Below are 19,559 nucleotides of genomic sequence, written 5' to 3' on the forward strand. Positions count from 1 at the left end.
GCGGCATAGGACCGAATCAATCGTTCAATCTATATAGAGAAAGAGGTTGGCTAGCGTATGCAAAGCAACTTTCATATGCGATTTATCGGAATAGCACTTATCGTTCTTCTTCTATTTCCGGCAGCGGCATCCGCAGCACAACCCTATGACACCTTCTATATTTCCCATGGAACCGGGGGTGCGGGAACGCGGACGTATTGGATGCAGGACGTCTACATTCTGGGCCCTACGGCTCCGTTAAGCGGTGAGCAAACGCTGAACAAGCCGAGCGATCTGTTCATTGCCCGCAACGACCATGTCTTCATCGCGGACAAGGGGAATAATCGGATCGTCGAGACGGATGACCAAGGAAGATGGATCCGATCGATCGGCGATCAGGAAGGGAAGGGGATGCTGAAGGGGCCAGAAGGAGTCTTCGTCAGAGACGACGGCACGGTCTATGTCGCCGATACGGGGAATCAGCGCGTTGCTGTATTCGATGAGAAGGGCACCTTCGTGCGCGAGTATGGCACACCCACCAATGATTTGATGCCGAAGGATAACTTCTTCGTGCCTATCAAATTGGCTGTGGATGCCCGCGGTGTCATGTTTGTTGTATCCAAAGGGTCCTATCAGGGGATTGTCCGGCTGAATCCGCAAGGCGAATTTACCGGCTTCTTCGGCGGCAACAAAGCGGCCGCAAGCTTCATAGACCGAATAAAACGACAGCTGTTCACGAAGGAGCAATTGGCGCAGGAGGACTTGAAACGGCCGCCGGAGATTAGCAACATCACGATAGACAAGGACGGCTTCTTCTACACGACCACCTTCGGCTCCGCCAGCGATCAAATCAAAAAATTGAACGCAAGGGGCGTTAACCGGCTCAGCGGTCTAAAGACGGTAACCATGCCCGAATCGGATCAAATTGCGGATATCGCGGCAGATGAAAGCGGATTCTTCTATGTCTTGGATCGCAAGCAGCAGACACGAAGGGACGGCATGATCTCCATCTATGGGCCGGGAGGGACCGAGCTGTTCCGCTTCGGGAAGACCAAGAAGGACCCGCAGCAGCGGGGGGTCTTCTCCTATCCCATCAGCTTCGATATCGACAGCCGCAACCGGATCTGGGTGCTCGATTCGGACCTGAATGTCATGCAATCGTTCGAGAGAACCGTATTCGGCGATGCCGTTCTAACCGCAGCAGCGGACTACTACGTTGGGGATTATAAGAAAAGCAAGGAGAATTGGGCGCTTGTCAGGACGATGAATGAGCTGGTTAGCCTGACTTACCTCGGATTAGGGGAGGCAGCCCAGAAGGAAGGAAATATGGAAAGCGCGATGGCCTATTTCAAGATGTCCTTCGACAATGAAGGTTATTCGGAAGCCTTCTGGACCTACCGAATGGAATGGATTGAAGCTAAATTCGTGTATGTCTTCCTTCTAGCCGTCATCCTTTGGCTCCTGTACCGATACGTGATCAATCGGGTGCTTAAGCGGTTCTCGAACCAGCTTCCATCAAGCATCCAGCGTGTCACCGAGGAGCTGGCGGACGGATGGAGGACGATGTTTCATCCGTATGACGGTTTCTATAGAATGAAGGGCAAGAAATTATCCATCTTCAGCTTGCTGGCCGTGTTAGTGATGGTGATGCTCGGGAAGCTGGCCTCCCTTTATTGGACAGGCTTCATCTTCAACCCGATCAATCTGAGCGAGATTAAGCTTGGAAGAGAAATCGCCTTGTTCTTCGCACCTCTGGCGACATGGGTCGTTGCGAACTATCTGGTTAGTACGGTTAAGGACGGAGAAGGCCGGTTCCGCGACGTACTGCAGGCAAGCATCTTCTCGCTTATGCCTTACGCCGTGTTAATTGGGCCGATTGTCTTGTTCTCCAATATTCTCGTGCTCGAAGAGGGAATTATCGTCTCTTCGCTTACTTCGGTTATGTGGTTATGGACGATGGTTTTGTTTGTTGTAAACGGCCAAGTCATTCACAATTTCGATTTCATGGAGAATATGAAAAATTCGTTCATCACGCTATGTACAATCGGGTTGATCTGGATATTTGTTATTGTCAGCACAGGGCTGACCTTCAACGTGACAGACTTTATTTATCAGCTGTATAAGGAGGTGGCCGTCCTTGGATAAAGCGATGGGACGCCGGCGGGTCATCCTCGTCGCAGCCGGGGCGGTACTCATTCTTGGAAGCGCTGCATGGTTTATCGTATGGCTGCTGACAGATACGGTGTCGCATCGGCTGGATATTCCGGATTATACGGTCTCCTATATGGCCGTAGAAGGAAGCGAGCCTTGGAAGCCGGGCCAGGAGGAGGGACAGGGTTTTGCACGGGCAGCCGAGAACGACCGGTTCCGTCTGTCCGTACATCCGGATAACGGGCAGATGAAGGTGATGGATAAGAAACAGGGCGTCAAATGGTCGAGCAATCCGTCTCCGGAGCAGGTCAAGACGGAGAAGGTAGCCGGAACGCTCCGAACGAACATGGAGTCTCCTTTTATTCTGGAATATTTCGAACAGTCCAAAATCCAGCGCCAGGTTATGAATGGACTGGATCCGAGCGTGAAACGGACGATCACGAAATTGGAGCAAGGCGTTGCCGTTCATTACGATATTGCGAAAGTCAATTTGAGCTTCAGCATGTATTATGTGCTGACGGATGACGGGCTTGAGGTATCGATTCCCGCCAAAAGTATAAAAGAATCGGGACCATACCGAATTTTGTCCATTGAGTCCTTGCCGTTCTTCGGCGCAGCTACCGGCGAGGAGTCCGGCTATCTGTTCGTCCCGGACGGACCAGGCGGCCTCATTCATTTTCCCCTGCAGAAGGAGCTTGTGGGCAAAGGATACAATCAGGAGGTGTATGGACCCGAGATTACGAACCGCATCTCGGATTCGGACAACAGCAATGAGGTGGTGATGCCCGTATTCGGCATGAAGAAGGGCGATCAGGCGTTTCTTGCCGTCATATCGGCGGGCGAGAAGTCATCGATCATCCGGGCACTGCCTGCCGGCATCGTAAGTTCGCTGAATTCGGTTCATGCTAAATTCGTCTATCGGCAGGAGTACGACCGCCGGCTCAGCCTGGGCGGGAGATCGATCCGGGTGTTTCAGGAGGATCCGCTGCTGCAGGACCGCACCGTTCGCTATCTCTTTCTGGAGAAGGAAGATGCAGGCTATGTCGGAATGGCCAAGCGTTACCGCCAATATTTAACCGATACGGGGCAGGTGCCCCAAGGACCGCAGCCATCCGTCGGGGGGCTGGTGCCGCTTGACCTGACGCTGATCGGCGGAGATTCGAATGATTATGGCGACTATCGCTACGAACGCGCAACGACGTTCAAGCAGGCGGAAGAGATAGTAACGGAGCTCAAAAAGGCCGGTATAGACAGCATGCGTATTACATACAAGGGCTGGGAGTCCAAAGGGACGATCAACCCCGACAAACGGTTCTCGCCAGAGTCAAAGCTGGGCGGGGGCAAGGGGCTGCGGGCATTCGTCGAGAAGGCGCATGGCCTCGGCTACGAGGTAGACTTGGCCGTCGATTTGGTCAAAGCAAATCCGACGTTCTCCAAGCTGCCGCCGAAGTCTTACGGCATTCGGGGCGTGGAGGAGGATGTGCTGCTGCGGAATGACCAATATTATTTGAATCCCGGCATCACCTACAATCTGGCAATGGATATGATCCGCGACGCGAAGGAATACGGAATTGACGGGATGCGCTTCAGTGGATTAGGGGGGCTCTTGTTCAATGACTACAATCCTGCATACAACTATACGCGGGAAGACACAGCGTACTTATACGAGAATATCCAGAAGCGTGCACAAGAGGTGCTCGGACATAGCAGTGTCCTTACAGGCAATCTATATTCGCTTAAGTATACAGGCGAGATCCATACCTTAATATCCGACCCTAGTTATTCCTATGCGGTGGATGAGACGGTTCCCTTCTACCCGATTGTTCTGCATGGGAGCATTCCGTATTCGCTAACGCCCGGAAATATGCGTGACGAGGATGGGCGTGAGTTTCTGAAAGCCATCGAATATGGCGCCATTCCATCATTCGTGCTGACCTATGAAAGCAGCCGGTCCTTGATGGATACCTTTACATGGGGGATCTTCAGCAGCAAGTTCGTGGATTGGAAGGATGATGTCATCCGGGAGTATAAATCCTTCAATAAGTTGGCATCTGTTCAAGGGGAGCCGATTACGGATCATTACCGCCGTTCTGAGGGCATTTACGTGACCGTATACGGTAATGGTGTCTCCGTCACTGTAGACTACAACCGTAAAGAGTTTCACGTCGGGAAGGAGGGGGATGGCGCATGAATGACCGTGAACGCAAGAATCGCAGAGCAAGTCTGTTCTACAAATTGAAAAGTCAAGGTGTCGGCCATCTGTTTATGCTACCTTGGACAATCGGCTTCTGCGTCTTCATGGCCATCCCGATTGGCTGGTCGTTATATCTTAGCTTCCAGAAAGTCAGCTTATCGAGCACAGGACTGTTCAAATATGAATTCATAGGCATGCAGAACTTCAAGGATGCCCTGTTCAAGGATAACGAATTTACGGTTCAGATCACATCCTTCTTCGGGCAAATGATTCTGATGATTCCCATCATCATTACCTTCTCGCTGCTGGTCGCCATCATGCTGAATCAGCGTTTCAAGGGGCGGTTCATCTACAGGGCCATCTTCTTCCTGCCCGTCATCTTCTCTACGGGGCAAGTGTTGAATGAATTATTCCAGCAGGGGGCCGGCGATGTGCCTTTCCTGTCGCAATATGGCATCGATGCGCTTGTGAGGGATAATTTCAGCGGAGTCATGGCGGATATTGTGACACAGGTTCTCGGGAAGATCATTCTGATCCTATGGTCGTCAGGCGTACAGATTCTGATCTTTATTGCGGGCTTCCAAACGATTTCCAAATCGATCTATGAAGCGGTTCGGATAGATGGGGCCTCTCCTTGGTCCAGCTTCTGGAAGATCACACTCCCCGGCATCAAGCCCTTCATCGGCTTGAACCTGCTCTACACGACTGTCGATTTCTTTACCTTTCCGTTCAACCCGGTGATGCCCCACATCAGGCGGAATATGTTTAATATTTCGACGGGGTACGGATATGCAAGCGCTCTCGCGTGGTTCTATTTTCTACTTATTATTGTGATGCTGCTGGTGGTTCTGCGGTTCTTGAACGGCTCGAGCAAAGCGGGGAGGGCTTAATATGAAGGTCGAAATCATAATGAAGCAGCGCGTACGACATCTACGATCGTTGTTGAATGGAAGACAAGCCCAACGGGTGAAGCTTCTGGTTCTGGGGAGGAACACCAACGACGGCCTGTTAGCCAAGCTCTTCATCTACTTCATGCTGACGATCGTAGCCTATCTCTATCTGCAGCCCTTTCTCTACATGGTTTCGACGATGGTCAAGACGCTGCCGGATTTGCTGGATCCTACCGTCCAGTGGATTCCGCGGTCAATCGAGTGGGAGAATCTGTCGCGGGCTCTTAAGGGGTTGAAGTATCAAGAGTCCGTCCTATATACCTTAACGCTTGCCGTTATTCCTTCGTTCATTCAGGTACTGATCTGTTCGATTACGGGATACGCGCTGGCCAGGCTTCAATTTTCAGGGAAAAATATATACTTTGCGCTAATTCTGCTCACGTTTCTTATACCGCCGCAGATCATGATTATTCCACTGTATGTTATCTACAGCAAGCTCGGCTGGCTGAATACGCCGTTCGTGTTCATTATTCCGGCGCTTCTGGGCCAAGGTTTGAAGAGTGCACTGTTTATTATTATTTTCCGCCAATTCTTCCAATCACTCCCAAAGGCGATTGAGGAAGCGGCGATGATCGACGGCGCGTCTATATTTCGGCTGTTCTTCCGTGTCATTCTACCCCTGTCGATACCGGCTTGCCTGGTCGTATTCCTGTTCTCCTTCGTCTGGCACTGGAATGAGAGCTATCTGTCTTCGATGTTTCTGTCCCAGGACTTTACACCACTATCGGTTCGGCTGGAGAAGCTGGAAACCGCCATCTTCGGCCGGGAGCCGTCCATTGAGATGCTTGCTGCCAATCCTGTAACAGAGGGGACCAAGATGGCGGGCGCATTCTTGATTATTTTCCCGCCTCTGCTTGTGTATATGATTGCACAAAGATGGTTTGTCGAGGGCATCGAGCGTACCGGTCTTGTGGATTAACCGGCATACCTTGCACCGCGACCACCCTTGGGAAATTCCGATGAGGCGGATAATCTGGAGAGGAGGCGTTGCCATCTTAACTTACGGCGGGAAAGCGAATCATATGTAATAGAGTCATATTCTAATGATTAGGGATGAGGGGGATGTACAATGAAGGCGAATAAGTGGACATCAATTGGAATGATAATCGTATTAATGTTTGTCATGATCATGACGGCTTGCTCCAATAATAAGGATTCCGGTGGCAACAAACCGGCAGACACACCGAAGACGGGAAACAACGCTAATACAGAAGTGGATCCGGCACAAGGCGGATCGGACGATAAGCCCGTTACGTTAAGATTGGTCATGTGGGGGCCGCCGCTATGGACGGAGACCATCCCGGCCAAGTTCAAAGAGAAGTATCCGAACATTACGCTTGAGGTCGTAACGATTGTCGGCGAGACCGGATCCGTCCTCGAGAAAGTGACCGCCATGAACGCGGCTGGAACGCCGGCGGATATGGTATGGATTCAATCCTTTCCGGAGTATGTGAAGGATGATCTGCTCGTCGATCTCAAGCCGTATATGGAATCTGATCCGGTTCTATCGGCCGCAAAGTTCCCGCAATCCGTTCTGGATGCGATGACATGGAAGGGCAAGCTTGTTGCACTGCCAAGGGCAATCGATGCATACATGATGTATGTGAATAAGGACCTGCTGGCAAAGCATGGTGTCGAGATGCCGACGAAGGATTGGTCGTGGGAGGAGTTCCGGGAGATTGCCAAGAAGGTGACCGATCCGGCCGCTGGCGAATACGGCATCTCGCCGTTCGTCTTCAACTTCCAGGTACAATCTCAAGCTTATGCGGTATCCAATGGTCTTGTGCCCAATCTACAATTCATGAACGAAGATTTGAGCCAGAGCATGCTGGAAGATCCGAAGGTGTTCTCCGCCGTTCAATGGATGGCAGATCTGGGATGGGTGGACGGATCGCGTCCAACCGATGAGCAGTCAACCCAAGCCGGAATAGACCCCGTAGGACAAGGAGCCTGGATTACGGGCAAATTTGCCTTTGATATTATGGGGCAATGGGAAGGCGCCAGTCGGAAGGAAGCCGCGAAGTTCAATTGGGATCTGCTGCCGCTGCCGAAGGGCTCGGTGAAGCAGATTGGCTATAATAATATTTCTCCAATGGGTATTCTGAAGAGCTCGCAGAATATAGACGAGGCCGTCAAATTCCTGTCTTGGCTCATTTCGGAGGATGGGCAGCGGGTATTGATGGCGGATGGCAACATTCCACTGACGTCCGATCCGAAGATGTGGGAGGAATTGGCACAAATCGAAACGTGGCAGGGTAAAGCCATCAACGATGCCATCGTTCAGGAATGCTGCTGGGAGCCTGCACTTGTCGGATGGGATAAATACATCAGCTGGTTCGATGGGGAATTGGGCAGCATCATTAAGAATGGCGGCGATCTGAGCATCTTCCAGAGGAAGGCTGCCGAATTTAATCCACATACGAAGCAGCTTCGCAAGGAACTGGGCTTGGAATAGCCTTGGCGGAGTTCGATTGAATCGAGTAGGTGGGGGTGGCAAGCCCCCGACCTCTCACACCACCGTACATGCGGGTCCGCATACGGCGGTTCCAAAAGGTTAACAAAGCTCCACATAACGAGAAAGCAGACTTTTCAGCCCTTTCGCTTCCCAATAGGATGTCGGAAGGGCATTGTTTGTGTTTCGAGACATTTCCCATGCGCCTCGCCTGGAATTAGCCATGATGAAACAGGCCCATTCGGGAACACCAAGCTCTCGAAGCTCTCGCATTCGGGTGCGCACCCGTTTCCACTGCTTCCATAAGCATATGCGGAGCTTTAGGCGAATCCACTGGTCGAATTTCTCACAGTTCTTCTTCGCGGCGGCCAGCCGAAAATAGCCCAGCCACCCCATGAGATACTTGTATAGTTTTGCTATGCGGCTCTCCATAGACATTGAATGCGTTCGGTTCGTTAGCTCACGGATCTGCTCTTTAAATCGTGAGAGGGTCTGAGGCGCCAGACGAATCGTTGCTTTCTTGTCCATTAAGAAACTAAAGCCAAGAAACTTACGCTTCCATGGCCGGTCTACCGCACTTTTCTCTCGATTCACCTTCATTGTCAACTTTCCTTCTACGAATCGCGTCACCGACTCCATCACGCGCTGTCCTGCGCGTTTGCTGGCCACGAAGATGTTGCAATCGTCAGCATAACGGACGAACCGCAAGCCTCTTTGTGCCGAGAGTTAAGCAAAGCGATAAGAATATCTCTACACACGCGGCACAATCTCTACTAGCAGAACTGGAGCATCTGCGGAAGGAGAAGAAGGGTAGCGGTCACTAATGCCCCTGTTCTTACTCCTTCACTTCTGGCTCTGAGCAGCTGCACGACACAAGCCGTGGGGGGGGGTGAACGCTCGCGGTTTTTTCTATTTCAATGGACAATTTATTGATTCGAATGGATATTCGATGCCATCATTGACCAACTGCCATATCTTCATGCATAGAATGGGATTTTGATATTTGTATCAGCTCCTGATGGATTTCCATTCGGTAATCTTTCCATCGCGTTCAAGTTGTCGAAAATGGATACAAACAAGATAAAAGGTGTCATATACAGTGAATCGAGTAACATTGTAAAATATTCTATAATTATTATATATCTCGACACTTGCAGCTTGCGATTTACCATGCTCCACACGAAAATAACAGCTCGCAACGTCGGGATTTTCTTTTACAATGCTGGCGTTCAAACCTCATTGCACTCAGGGTTTTCCTGTCAAGGAGCTGGCCACTCCTTAACAGTGTTTTTTAGTCCAAACACTAGCGTTGCACTCATGTTATGGATGATTTAACTCTGGACAACAGGAGAGCGCGGAAATCAATTGAATCGGAGGTTTATAATGACAATATTCAAGAAAGCGGTTCTGCCAATCATCTGTCTGACGCTGATGTGGATGGTTCCGATTGTTTCGGTGCCGGCCGCCGACGCAGCAGAGAGCGGGACAAGCCCGTACCTGATTTTGCCGGATAACAGCAGGCTGCCGATCGAGGCAATTAATGCCGAGCGCGTTCCGGAGGGGATTACGTTGTATACCGGAAGCAATGAAATGGACTATACGGCTCCATTCGGAGAGGGGACGGCGGAATATATCGTATCGGAGGGAATCGTGCTGGAAATCAACCGGACAGGCGATCAAGGGACCTATATTCCATTCAACAATTATGTCATCTCCGCTTCGGGAACGGCCGAAGAGAAGCTGCGGGCACTAGCGGCGGGAGACGCCGTTGCGCTGGAGAATGTCGCGATCGACCGGGAGCCAAGCCGGTATGCAGTCGTTGACGGTGAACGAATTGCGATCACCAAGACGAACGCCTTCCGGGATGAAGGAGACGTTGTGCTCTTCGACTCCGCCTTCGGCCCGTACACGAATACGAATCCGTGGGGGCTGGAGCTCGTCATCGAGGGAGGCTTCATAACCGGCATTGCGCGGTTCGATACGAAGACGCCTAATAATTCGGCCATTCCGGAAGGGGGAGCCGTGCTCTCCGTACAAGCCGGCTCGCCATCCTTTGCCGGGCTGAATGCCAAGATCGGGAACGGGACGATCCGTCAAGGGGATGCCGTCCGGCTTGTGGTCAGACAGGAGACGCATCTGGCGAGCAAGACAGGATACGACGCTTTGGATCCGAAGGTAAAGGCGGATAATCCGGGCGGTTGGGACGAGGCCAACGATAGGCCCTACGACGGGTTCCGCGGCGCGGATCAGCTGATCGTGTATACCTCTTCATACGGTAATGCGATGACGGGCACCAATCCTTGGGGGTATGAAGTCGTCGTGGACGAGAATAATCAGATCGTCGCGGCAGGCGGCAACAATTCGGCGATTCCGGAGAACGGATTTGTGCTTTCTGGACATGGCATCAAGGCGGAATGGCTGAAGATCTACGCCAAATTTAGCGCTACCGTGACGCTCGACCGAAGCGGCAACGAATTGATCATCGCGCTTACACCGCAATCTTATCTCAAGCGTGCCGATTTCCGGATCGGCAACGTCAAACGGATGCTGGCAGAGTCAAAAGCGTCTTTCCTGGACGTCCCCTATGCCGAGATTGAACGGAAGATCGGACAGGCGGAAGGGAACAGAGAAACGATTAAGGCGCTGATCGAGAGCCGGTCTTACGATGAAATGGCTGTTAAGACCGCCGAGCTGGATGCGTTAATCGATGAGATCGGGAATTTGAATCTGGAATCCCGCAAAGTGGAGCATCGCGCCATCTGGATTCGTCCGCTCGAGACAAGTGTCGAAGAAGTCCGGGAGCATCTGACGAAGATCGCGGATGCGAATCTGAATCAGGTCTATGTGGAAGCCTGGTGGAACGGGTATACCATCTATCCGTCGGATAATCCGCTTGCTCCTCATAATCCGATTTATAACGGCTTCGACGTGCTTGACGCTTATCTTGATGTCGCCGAAGAGCTCGGCCTGGAGGTACACGCCTGGGTCGAAAACGCCTTTCTGGAAGGCAACAAGCTGGAGGAAAAGCCGGAATGGTCGATGATCCGCCGCGATGGCGCGGACTACTGGCAAGTCGACGGCCATACGTTTTATTGGATCAATCCCGCTCTGCCGGAAGTGCGGCAGTTTATTACGGAGCTTTATACGGACATGGTCAGCCGCTACCCGGTCGACGGCTTGCACCTGGATTACATCCGGTATCCGGACAACTATGGGACCGACATCGACTATGGCTACGACGAATATACCCGTACGCAGTTCATGGATGCGTATAAGACGAATAGCGATCCGCTCGGCCTGTATCCGGGCGATGAACTGTGGCCGGAATGGCAGCAATTCCGAATGGATATTATAACGGGTTTTGTCGGTAAGCTCGTTCCGGATTTGAAAGCGGTCCGTCCGGAGCTGGCGATCAGCGCGGCGGTGTACTCGGATTTCTACAAGCAGCCGGAATTTAAGCTGCAGGAAGCCGGTCTGTGGCTTCAGCGCGGCTATCTGGATAATGTTTTCCCGATGTCGTACAAGCTGGACGCACCCGCCGTTGTTCACGACGCCGAGGAAACATTGAAGCTGGCCGGCAATAAATCGTATGTCACGATGGGCTTGGGACCGCAAGCCAGGGTCGCGAAGCCGGTCGTCGTGCAGCAGGCCGCTCTGACCCAGAAGCTAGGCACTTCAGGCAGCGCTTACTTCGAATTCATATCGTATTTCGGCGACCGGTACGACGAGCCGCTCAAGCAGGGGTTATACCGCGATAAGGCGATCGTGCCCTTCAGCCAGCCAGGCTTGTCCGTCAAGACACTGCTTGCAGATCTCGTACGCAAAATCGACGCAATCTATGTGCCGAATGGAGGTATGTCGGACGGTAGATCATACGAGAAAATGTTGAAACCGCTAATCAACCGACTTCAGGAAAACAATACGATCGACCAGCGGGCGGCCAAGCTCGACCGCGAGCTGGCACAGATTGCGTCGGCACTGGATGGCGATTCTTCCGTCAACACACAGGTAAAATCGCGTATGAAGACCGATTTGGAGTATGCGCAGCATATCATTCGTATCTATAATAGCAAACGCGGCGAATAGGTGTTCTGGCAATGAGGGGCCGTCTCTCACATCATAGCGCCGGGCTGATACTATCGTATTTCCTCGAGCATAATGTTTTTGGAAGGATGGGGTAGCCGCACTATTAATCCATAACAGGTTGATCTTGCCGTACTGCCTCAGAATTGGGACTACTTGGCGTTTACATGAACCACTATCTCGCTATTTGGGATGGTGGTTTTTCAACGCAATAAGTATCGAAATCAGGAGGGGTCTCACTAACCAATTAACGGTTCTATCTGAAACCCGCGTCATACAAGTGTTTGAGTACATTGAGTTCGAGATAAGCCTGCTTGATTTCTTTAGATAGTTGATCTTGTGACAAGCGTTGTTCTATCATCTTTTTGCTAAGGGTTCCTCCACTTTTCTGTAATTGTTTAATTTGATTAAAAATCTCATCCGCACTCATGTTCACTTCCATTTTCAGCCTCCAAGGGGTTCATGTATAGTTTTTCCCGTGATGCAGGGTGGATAGAAATATTTCAAATTTCTACCTATTTCTGCCCACAACAATTTACACAGGAAATTACCGAGCTGCCGTAATGCGAGAAGGGGCTCTCCATCAGGCCTAAGACCTGTGGAGGGCCTTCTTCTAATGTCACCATATCATTCCATATTCGTACAAAAATTTGTCATAGGAGCAATATAAAAATATATTCTAATTGATATTGATAATTATTATCAGTTATAGTATTATCAATCACAGAATAAATAACAAGGAGTGTTCTTTGATGACAACCATTCAAGTAAAGGATATAAAAGAAGTTTTGACCTTGCAATTTTCAGAGCTGCGCAATTACCACGGCAGTTTGGCACTTATGGCTATTGGAGTAGGTTTTCGTGTCTTGCAGGCGGCTTTCAAGGAACTATATGGCAATGAAGCGCCAGACAGAAAGAGCCTTTCCGTTCGCTCGGGTCATGCCGGTCCGGGGTTTCGCGATGCCTTCGAATATGTAACGAGAGCTGTTACGAGAGGCGCATATACAGTGGATATTGACTATCCGGTTGCGCAATATGATCCATACCGCGTGCAATCCTATGCTTATGTTATTTCTGATGATAAAGGTGTTTCTGTAGAAGTTTCACTGAAGGAAGACTTTTTGCCGGCAAAATTTTATGAGTATCTGAAAAAAGGCAGAGAAGAAACGATGACTCTTGAGGAGCTCGAGGATAATGAGAAGTTGAAAGGCATTCTGTGTGAACGCGCACTTGCACTCCCTCAGGATGAGCTGCTCGAGGTTAAACGTTTGTCATGAGTCCATTCACGCAGCAATCAGCTGATTACCTGCTGTTAGATTCAGGGGCAGCCTTTAGTGGAACTTCTGTACATAGCGGCCAGGCAGATTCAATGACGAAGGTGCTCGACCAATATGATCTTGTCAGCTATGACTTGGAGAATGCGAATCATAAAATTCTTGTCATTGATGAGTTTATTGATCAGGAGCTTATGGTCGAGCAGAAGGACAAAATCAAAGCATTCCTGGATCGAGGAAACATTGTGTTTTTCGCTGGACATTTGTTCAGAGAGTGGATACCGGGTGCTTCGATGTTTGTACCGAAAACCGTGACGAGCTATCTCGATTATGTGGTGACGATTCTGGATCATCCCATCTTTGATGGTGTGAAATCGGAAGATATTACGTACAACCGGGGCGTTGCAGGATTTTTCAGCAGAGGCCATCATCCGATGCCGGAGGGAGCTGAAGTATTGTTGGAGCTGCCTGGTGGAGTTCCAATCACGTATATTGACCGAACCAGCACGAGAGGAACGATACTGCTGCACGCGGGACGTAATCTGTTGAAAAGTCGCGAGACCGGCAATTCATCAGGCAGAATCAGGGAGCAGCTCTACAAGTGGTTGATTGAAGAGCATGCGGCGATTCGAATGAGAGAGGTGCGAGCATGAGGAAGATTGCAGTCCTATATTCCGGAAGCGCCCATCAGCATCGTTCATTCACAGATCCGAGATTCGCACCTTATATTGTAGATCTGATCTATTTGCCGCGAATGACCGAGTATGATTTGGATGCTTATGATGTGCTTATTGTTCCTTCTCAGTTACATCAAGGACAAGTCACGGCCCATAATAAGCGGCTCCATGATTTTCTAGCTCAAGGGAAGACAATTGTCGCCCTTGGCGCTCAGAATCAGAGCTGGTTTCCAGCCCATAACTGGGAAGCCCGTCCAGTCAATTTCTGGTGGTGGAGAGAGAAGGATGCGAGAAGCGGTCTTGAGCTTCACCAGCCCGATCATGATTTGTTCCGCTACATTACGCTAGAAGATGCAACCTGGCATTACCACGGTGTTTTCTTTCCGGATGGAGACGTTGAGACACTCATTAAACTAGAGAATGACGGTGCAATTTTATATATCGATAAGGTAAATACACCTGGCACATTAATCATGACAACACTCGATCCGGAATACCATTACGGCTCCTACTTTATGCCGGCTACGGAACGGTTTCTTAACGGCTTTATTCCCTGGTTGGCCACAGGAACGCTATAAAGTAACAGAGGACATACCTTCAGCAATAGGAGTGAAAGTAGATGCGTACACCAAGTATTATGATTGCTATGCTATGTTTGGTGATGGCGGTAACTGCTTGCTCAAGCGGCAGCAGCAATACGACCGATAAGAAGAATGGCGCGGTGTCGACATCTTCCAATGATGCAGCCAAAAAGGCAGAGCAAGCGGCTGAAGGAACGGCTAAGACGGTCGATATGGTGAGAGTTGCTGGAAGTGATGTTGGTTACCCGTCCCCATTCGCATTCAGTCCTTCCGGTCCATTCGGTTATTTAAGAAACTCGCTGATCTTCGATACGTTAACGTGGAAGGATGATTCAGGTGTCATTCCATGGCTGGCGAAATCTTGGGAAATCTCCACCGATGGCCTGACCTATACGTTTAAGCTGGAGGATGGCGTCAAGTGGCATGATGGCGAAGCCTTCACAGCGGATGATGTTGTCTTCAGCTTTAACTACTACAAGACCTACCCGTTTAACTGGAACGGGGATATTGCTCAAATTAAATCGGTCGAGAAAATTGACGATTTGACCGTCGTGTTTCATATGAACAATTCATATGCACCGATGTTGAGCGATCTTGTAGGTATTGTGCCGATCATACCGCAGCATATTTGGGAGCAGGTTACGAATCCGATTGAATATCGGGATGAGAAGGCTTTGGTTGGGACAGGTCCCTATCAACTGGCGGAATATGATGCTGCTGCAGGTCAATATTTGTTTAAAGCCAATGAGAACTTCTTCAAAGGCCAAGTCATCGTGAAGGAGCTTGCCTTCGTCTCGGCATCCGACAAATTACTTGCCCTGCAAAATGGCGAAATCGACGCTGCCTATACAACGAACTATGGCGATGTTCAAACCATGGTGGATGGCGGATACAAATCGATTAAGAGTGAGCCGGCCGGTAGTATCGTGAGGCTTTCCTTTAACCTGGAGCATCCTCAATTAAGTGATAAACGATTGCGCCAAGCCCTTGCTTACGCCATGGATCGTGCTGAAATATCCAGCAAAGTTTCCGGTGCGGAGCCAATGGTCGGCAATGCCGGCGTCGTGCCTACAGATTCACCATGGTACAACAAGAATGTGAAGCAGTATGAGTACAACCTTCAGGAAAGTGAACGTATTCTTGATGAGCTTGGTTATGTAAAGAATGAGAAAGGGATTCGTGATGGATTGAAGCTCAGCTTGATGACCTCATCCAATAAGCAGGATTCCATTATGATTCAAGAAATGCTGAAGAAGGCTGGGATCGAGTTGAACCTGGTTCACCTGGATTCGGCTGCCTTCACTGTGGCGCTTGGCGAGAATAAATATGATATGGTGCTCTCCGGTCATGTCGGAGCAAGCGGCGATCCGGATTTCTTACGACTGTGGTTCTCAGGTAAGGCAAGCAATATGTGGTCTGCACGTGGCAAGAGTCTTGATCTGGAGCAATTCCATGAGATTGCCAACCTGCAAATGAAAGAAATGGACGAAACGAAGCGTCATGAGTATATCAACCAGCTGCAAGATATATTGGCCGAGGAGCTGCCTACTTTAGCCCTCTATCACCGTCCGTTCTACCACATCCATAATCCGAAAGTATTCGATTATTGGAAAAACACCTACGGCGGTATAGCAGATGGGATGCCGCTTTGGGAGAATAAGGTGTTTCTGATCGATGTCAAACAATAATAAGTACTGGTCCTACTTCCTCGTACTATTATTCGTAATCATATTGAATTTTTGGCTTCCCCGGTTTTTACCGGGGGGGCCAGTTGAATATATTGCGGGCGGCGGTGAAGAAGGCGCTGTTTTTTTGACGGAAGCTCAGAAGGCTGCCATGCTTGAATACTACAATTTGAATGATTCTTTAGGCGAGCAGTTTGTTAAATATGTGAAGGGCATATTTACCTTTGATTTCGGCTTATCGATTAGTCATAAAGCTCCTGTATTTGATGTTATTATGGAGCGTCTGCCATGGACCTTGCTTATTGTTGGCTTAGCGACTCTATTCTCGATTGTGATTGGGCTGCTGCTCGGATTATATTCGGCATGGCGTCATCCAAGCCGAGTCGATCGCAGTTTATTCCTTTCTATGCTTTGTCTAAGCTCGATTCCAGAATTTCTGCTCGGGATGATCCTGCTCATTACGTGTGCTGTCAAGTTAAAGTGGTTCCCGCTAAGCGGTGCGAAGACGGCTTTTCTTCGTTCTGACGGCTGGCTGGCTTCGGTGCTGGATATTGCCAATCACGCTGTTCTACCGGCATTGACGTTAACGATCGGAAGTGTAGCGAGTCTGTATTTGCTCATGCGCAATGAATCGATCAGAGTGAAACAGGAGTCCTTCATTGAGTTCTCTTCAGCGAAGGGGATCGGGCCAAGAGCGATTGTAATGAAGCATATTGCGCGTAATGCTGCCTTACCACTGGTAACATTGATCATTATTCGGATGAGCGGATTACTTGCCGGCTCTATTCTGGTCGAGACGGTTTTTGCCTATCCGGGTGTTGGGAAGCTGCTTCAAGAGGCGATATTGGGCAGAGACTATCCGCTGTTGCATGGATTGTTCTTGCTCATGACGTTATTCGTGCTGCTGCTGAATTTATTCGCCGATCTTATCTACCCTCGACTTGATCCGCGAATTAGACATGATGTGAATCGAGGTGAGGTAGCATGAAGCTGACAGGATCGCAGCGTATCGGTATTGCACTATTTGGATTATTCGTCCTGATCGCCATCTTCGCACCGATGCTGACACCCTATTCGCCATCACAGATCGATAGTGAGCGATTGCTGCCTCCGTCTAAGGAGCATTGGCTTGGCACGAACAGTATCGGTCAGGACTTATTCAGTCAGCTGCTATACGGTGCTCGAACGACGATGTTTATCGGACTTATGGTTACGTTGATCAGTACAGCTCTTAGTGTTTCTCTAGGACTGCTTGCCGGTTATTCGAAGCGGCTTGATCCGATACTTAACGGGATTGCGAATATGATTCTGGTTCTTCCTTCACTGCTGCTTATACTTGTGGTAGCCTCCTTCTCGGGCGGAGGAACGTGGCAGTTAATTCTAACGCTTGGCTTGCTCTCATGGCCAGGCTATATGAAGCTGATTCGCGCATCCATATTGTCCCTTAAGGAAAGGGAGTTTGTTAAGGCGGCACAGCTGTACAACGGGGGGACTTGGCATATACTGACGAAGCATTTATTACCCTTTATCGGACCGCTCGTTCGTACCAAGCTCGTCATCGCCTTTCAATCGGCGGTTGCGATGGAGACAAGTCTTTCTTTTCTAGGTATCGGTGATCCGAGCTCTGTTACATGGGGCAAAATGCTGCAGGAGGCGTTCTCGCGTACACAGACTTTCATAACGGACGCTTGGCAATGGATGATTGTGCCGCCCGCGTTAGCCATTATGCTTGTGACCGTTGCACTTGCTCTAATGGGTGAAGGCAGAACGTCAGCGGGCCGCTTCGCTGCTGCATTCCGACCAGTGCAAAGCCGCCTGGTTGATGTTAAGGAGATGAAGGATTCTACGGGTTGTGAGGAGCCGTGCACCTTAGATATGGCCATCGGCTGTCATCTGGCTTCTAAGGATACGCCTGCTGCTATTTCGGTGCGGAATTTGGCTGTCCGGTATGGCGAGACAACGATTATTCATCCTGTTTCCTTCGATGTCCGGCAGGGCCATATTACTGCATTAATTGGTGAATCCGGATCCGGAAAAACGACGATGGCCCGTACGATATATGGTCTAGTTCCAGAACAGGCTGTAACAGGCGACGTACTGATCAATGGACATCCGATTTACCGGGATGGGAAAGCTTGTACGATGCAGCGCTGGGTAGATGCGGCCTATATTTTTCAAGATCCGAGGAGCAGCTTCAATCCGATCTTGACGATCGGCGAGCAGTTCTATGAGACGATGCAACTGCAGACGAAGAAGGAAGACAAGCGGCTTGCTGCGATTGCAACGTTGAATGAAGTGCAGCTTGACGAAAGAGTGCTTTCCTGCTACCCGCATGAACTTAGCGGTGGCATGCTGAGCCGGGCGTTAATTGCGCTGGCATTAGTGAATAAGCCTAAAGTGCTTATTGCCGATGAGCCGACGAGCGCACTTGATCCGATCGTGAAGCGTGAGCTATTTGATTTGCTTGTCCGTAAAGTGCGGGAACATCAGATGACCCTGCTGCTCATAACTCACGACATTGCTGCTGCAGCACATATTGCTGAAGCCGTCATTGCACTCGAGGAAGGAACGATGCTGCTGGAAGAGCAGCAGCGCGCCTACATCCAGAAGAGCAGGAATGTGTACAAAGATATCGCCATATAAGGTGAACGACCGGGAGTGAATGAATTTTGCTTAGCCTAAATCAAGTTTCCAAGCATTATGACAACAAGAAAATGAGGCGCGGGAAGCCGGTTAAAGCCGTTCATGAAGTGAGCTTCGAGCTGCAGCCGAATGAAATTTTCGCGCTTATAGGTGAGAGCGGGTCGGGTAAATCTACATTAGCCGAAATGATCGTCGGACTGCAGAAGCCAACATCGGGCTCGATCATTCGAAGTGAACCATCCGCCTCCATTCAAATGGTGTTCCAGAACCCGGACCGTTCTATGAATCCATACTGGAGAATAAAGGATATTATTGCAGAGCCGCTCATTCTCAGCAAGCGCAAGAAGCAGGCTGCACTAGAGCAGGTGAGTCAGCTTGCTGAGAAAGTTAAGCTGCCGCTGGATATTCTAGATCGCTATCCGACGGAATGCTCCGGTGGACAGAAGCAGCGGATCGCAATAGCCAGAGCGCTAACGATGTCACCTAAGCTGCTTGTAGCCGATGAAATTACTTCAGCGCTTGACCCTTCCATTGAAGCAGAAATCATGCAACTGCTGCTTTCCTTGAAGGATGCAGAAGGGATGTCCATTCTCTATATTACGCATCGCATAGAGACGATCTCAAGGTTTGCAGATCGTGTTGCTGTCATGAGAAACGGGGAAATCGAAGCGTTGGGTGGTACGAATGAGGTATTGTTTCATTCTTCATCGGCCTATACGAAAGCTTTAATGTATGCTTGCTCGTATGAGGACAATAGTAGGGATACCAGCAGCTCGGAGTGAGGTATGTTATGGATTTACTTTGAATCCATTGGATGGTAGCTCGACTATTCGTTCATATACTGAAATCACATCTGTCATATCCTCTTGTTGTGCAGTGAGATTTACAAC

14 protein-coding genes and 1 pseudogene are annotated in these 19,559 nt (G+C 49.9%); 13 read left to right on the forward strand and 2 right to left on the reverse strand.

What is annotated here, in order from left to right; translation table 11 throughout:
* Positions 1-57 precede the first annotated feature (57 nt).
* From NNL21_RS31975 to NNL21_RS31995, 5 genes are all read left to right on the forward strand, one after another.
* The gene (locus NNL21_RS31975) at positions 58-2,124 is read left to right on the forward strand and encodes a YIP1 family protein (protein WP_204822217.1); all 2,067 of its coding nucleotides are present in this window, start codon (positions 58-60) and stop codon (positions 2,122-2,124) included.
* Positions 2,117-4,321 carry a DUF5696 domain-containing protein gene (locus tag NNL21_RS31980; RefSeq protein ID WP_204822218.1) on the forward strand — a complete coding sequence of 735 codons (2,205 nt, stop codon included), beginning with the start codon at positions 2,117-2,119 and terminating at the stop codon, positions 4,319-4,321. Before NNL21_RS31975 ends, NNL21_RS31980 begins: the two co-directional genes overlap by 8 nt.
* A complete protein-coding gene (locus NNL21_RS31985; RefSeq protein WP_204822219.1) occupies positions 4,318-5,214 on the forward strand; it encodes a carbohydrate ABC transporter permease in 897 nt (298 codons plus the stop codon). The genes NNL21_RS31980 and NNL21_RS31985 overlap by 4 nt, the downstream gene beginning before the upstream one ends.
* A 1-nt stretch (position 5,215) precedes the next feature.
* Complete coding sequence (locus tag NNL21_RS31990) at positions 5,216-6,193, forward strand: carbohydrate ABC transporter permease (RefSeq protein WP_204822220.1); 978 nt, start codon at positions 5,216-5,218, stop codon at positions 6,191-6,193.
* A gap of 150 nt (positions 6,194-6,343) precedes the next feature.
* Positions 6,344-7,729 carry an ABC transporter substrate-binding protein gene (locus NNL21_RS31995; RefSeq protein WP_204822221.1) on the forward strand — a complete coding sequence of 462 codons (1,386 nt, stop codon included), beginning with the start codon at positions 6,344-6,346 and terminating at the stop codon, positions 7,727-7,729.
* 99 nt (positions 7,730-7,828) lie between these two features.
* Here the strand turns inward: NNL21_RS31995 and NNL21_RS32000 are convergent.
* A pseudogene (locus NNL21_RS32000) lies at positions 7,829-8,443 on the reverse strand (group II intron maturase-specific domain-containing protein); the annotation flags it as partial.
* Between the two features lie 666 nt (positions 8,444-9,109).
* On the opposite strand from NNL21_RS32000, the gene NNL21_RS32005 reads away from it, so the two are divergent.
* Positions 9,110-11,812, forward strand: a complete 2,703-nt coding sequence (locus NNL21_RS32005) for a glycoside hydrolase family 10-like protein (protein WP_204822222.1) — start codon at positions 9,110-9,112, stop codon at positions 11,810-11,812.
* Positions 11,813-12,065: 253 nt separating this feature from the next.
* On the opposite strand, the gene NNL21_RS32010 is transcribed toward NNL21_RS32005, so the two are convergent.
* A complete protein-coding gene (locus tag NNL21_RS32010; protein WP_204822223.1) occupies positions 12,066-12,251 on the reverse strand; it encodes a hypothetical protein in 186 nt (61 codons plus the stop codon).
* A 310-nt stretch (positions 12,252-12,561) separates the two neighbouring features.
* Here NNL21_RS32010 and NNL21_RS32015 point away from each other — a divergent pair, with 310 nt between their 5' ends.
* From NNL21_RS32015 to NNL21_RS32045, 7 genes are read left to right on the forward strand one after another with little or no spacing between them, the layout of a single operon-like run.
* Positions 12,562-13,086, forward strand: coding sequence for a hypothetical protein (locus NNL21_RS32015; RefSeq protein ID WP_204822224.1), 525 nt, complete (start codon positions 12,562-12,564; stop codon positions 13,084-13,086).
* Positions 13,083-13,736 (forward strand): phosphate starvation-inducible protein PhoH, encoded by a 654-nt coding sequence (locus NNL21_RS32020; protein WP_204822225.1) that lies wholly within the window; start codon positions 13,083-13,085, stop codon positions 13,734-13,736. The genes NNL21_RS32015 and NNL21_RS32020 overlap by 4 nt, the downstream gene beginning before the upstream one ends.
* Positions 13,733-14,338: a hypothetical protein gene (locus NNL21_RS32025; protein ID WP_204822226.1), complete on the forward strand. Its 606-nt coding sequence runs from the start codon at positions 13,733-13,735 to the stop codon at positions 14,336-14,338. The genes NNL21_RS32020 and NNL21_RS32025 overlap by 4 nt, the downstream gene beginning before the upstream one ends.
* Positions 14,339-14,379: 41 nt before the next feature.
* A complete protein-coding gene (locus NNL21_RS32030; RefSeq protein WP_204822227.1) occupies positions 14,380-16,029 on the forward strand; it encodes an ABC transporter substrate-binding protein in 1,650 nt (549 codons plus the stop codon).
* Entirely contained in the window at positions 16,016-17,014 is a 999-nt protein-coding gene (locus tag NNL21_RS32035; RefSeq protein ID WP_204822228.1) for an ABC transporter permease, read from the forward strand. Before NNL21_RS32030 ends, NNL21_RS32035 begins: the two co-directional genes overlap by 14 nt.
* Positions 17,011-18,669, forward strand: a complete 1,659-nt coding sequence (locus tag NNL21_RS32040; protein WP_204822229.1) for an ATP-binding cassette domain-containing protein — start codon at positions 17,011-17,013, stop codon at positions 18,667-18,669. Before NNL21_RS32035 ends, NNL21_RS32040 begins: the two co-directional genes overlap by 4 nt.
* A 26-nt stretch (positions 18,670-18,695) precedes the next feature.
* Positions 18,696-19,451, forward strand: a complete 756-nt coding sequence (locus NNL21_RS32045; protein WP_256555623.1) for an ABC transporter ATP-binding protein — start codon at positions 18,696-18,698, stop codon at positions 19,449-19,451.
* The last annotated feature ends 108 nt before the right edge of the window (positions 19,452-19,559 follow it).

Origin of the sequence: Paenibacillus mendelii (genome assembly GCF_024498075.1) — a bacterium.
Classification (GTDB): Bacteria; Bacillota; Bacilli; order Paenibacillales; family Paenibacillaceae; genus Paenibacillus_Z; species Paenibacillus_Z mendelii.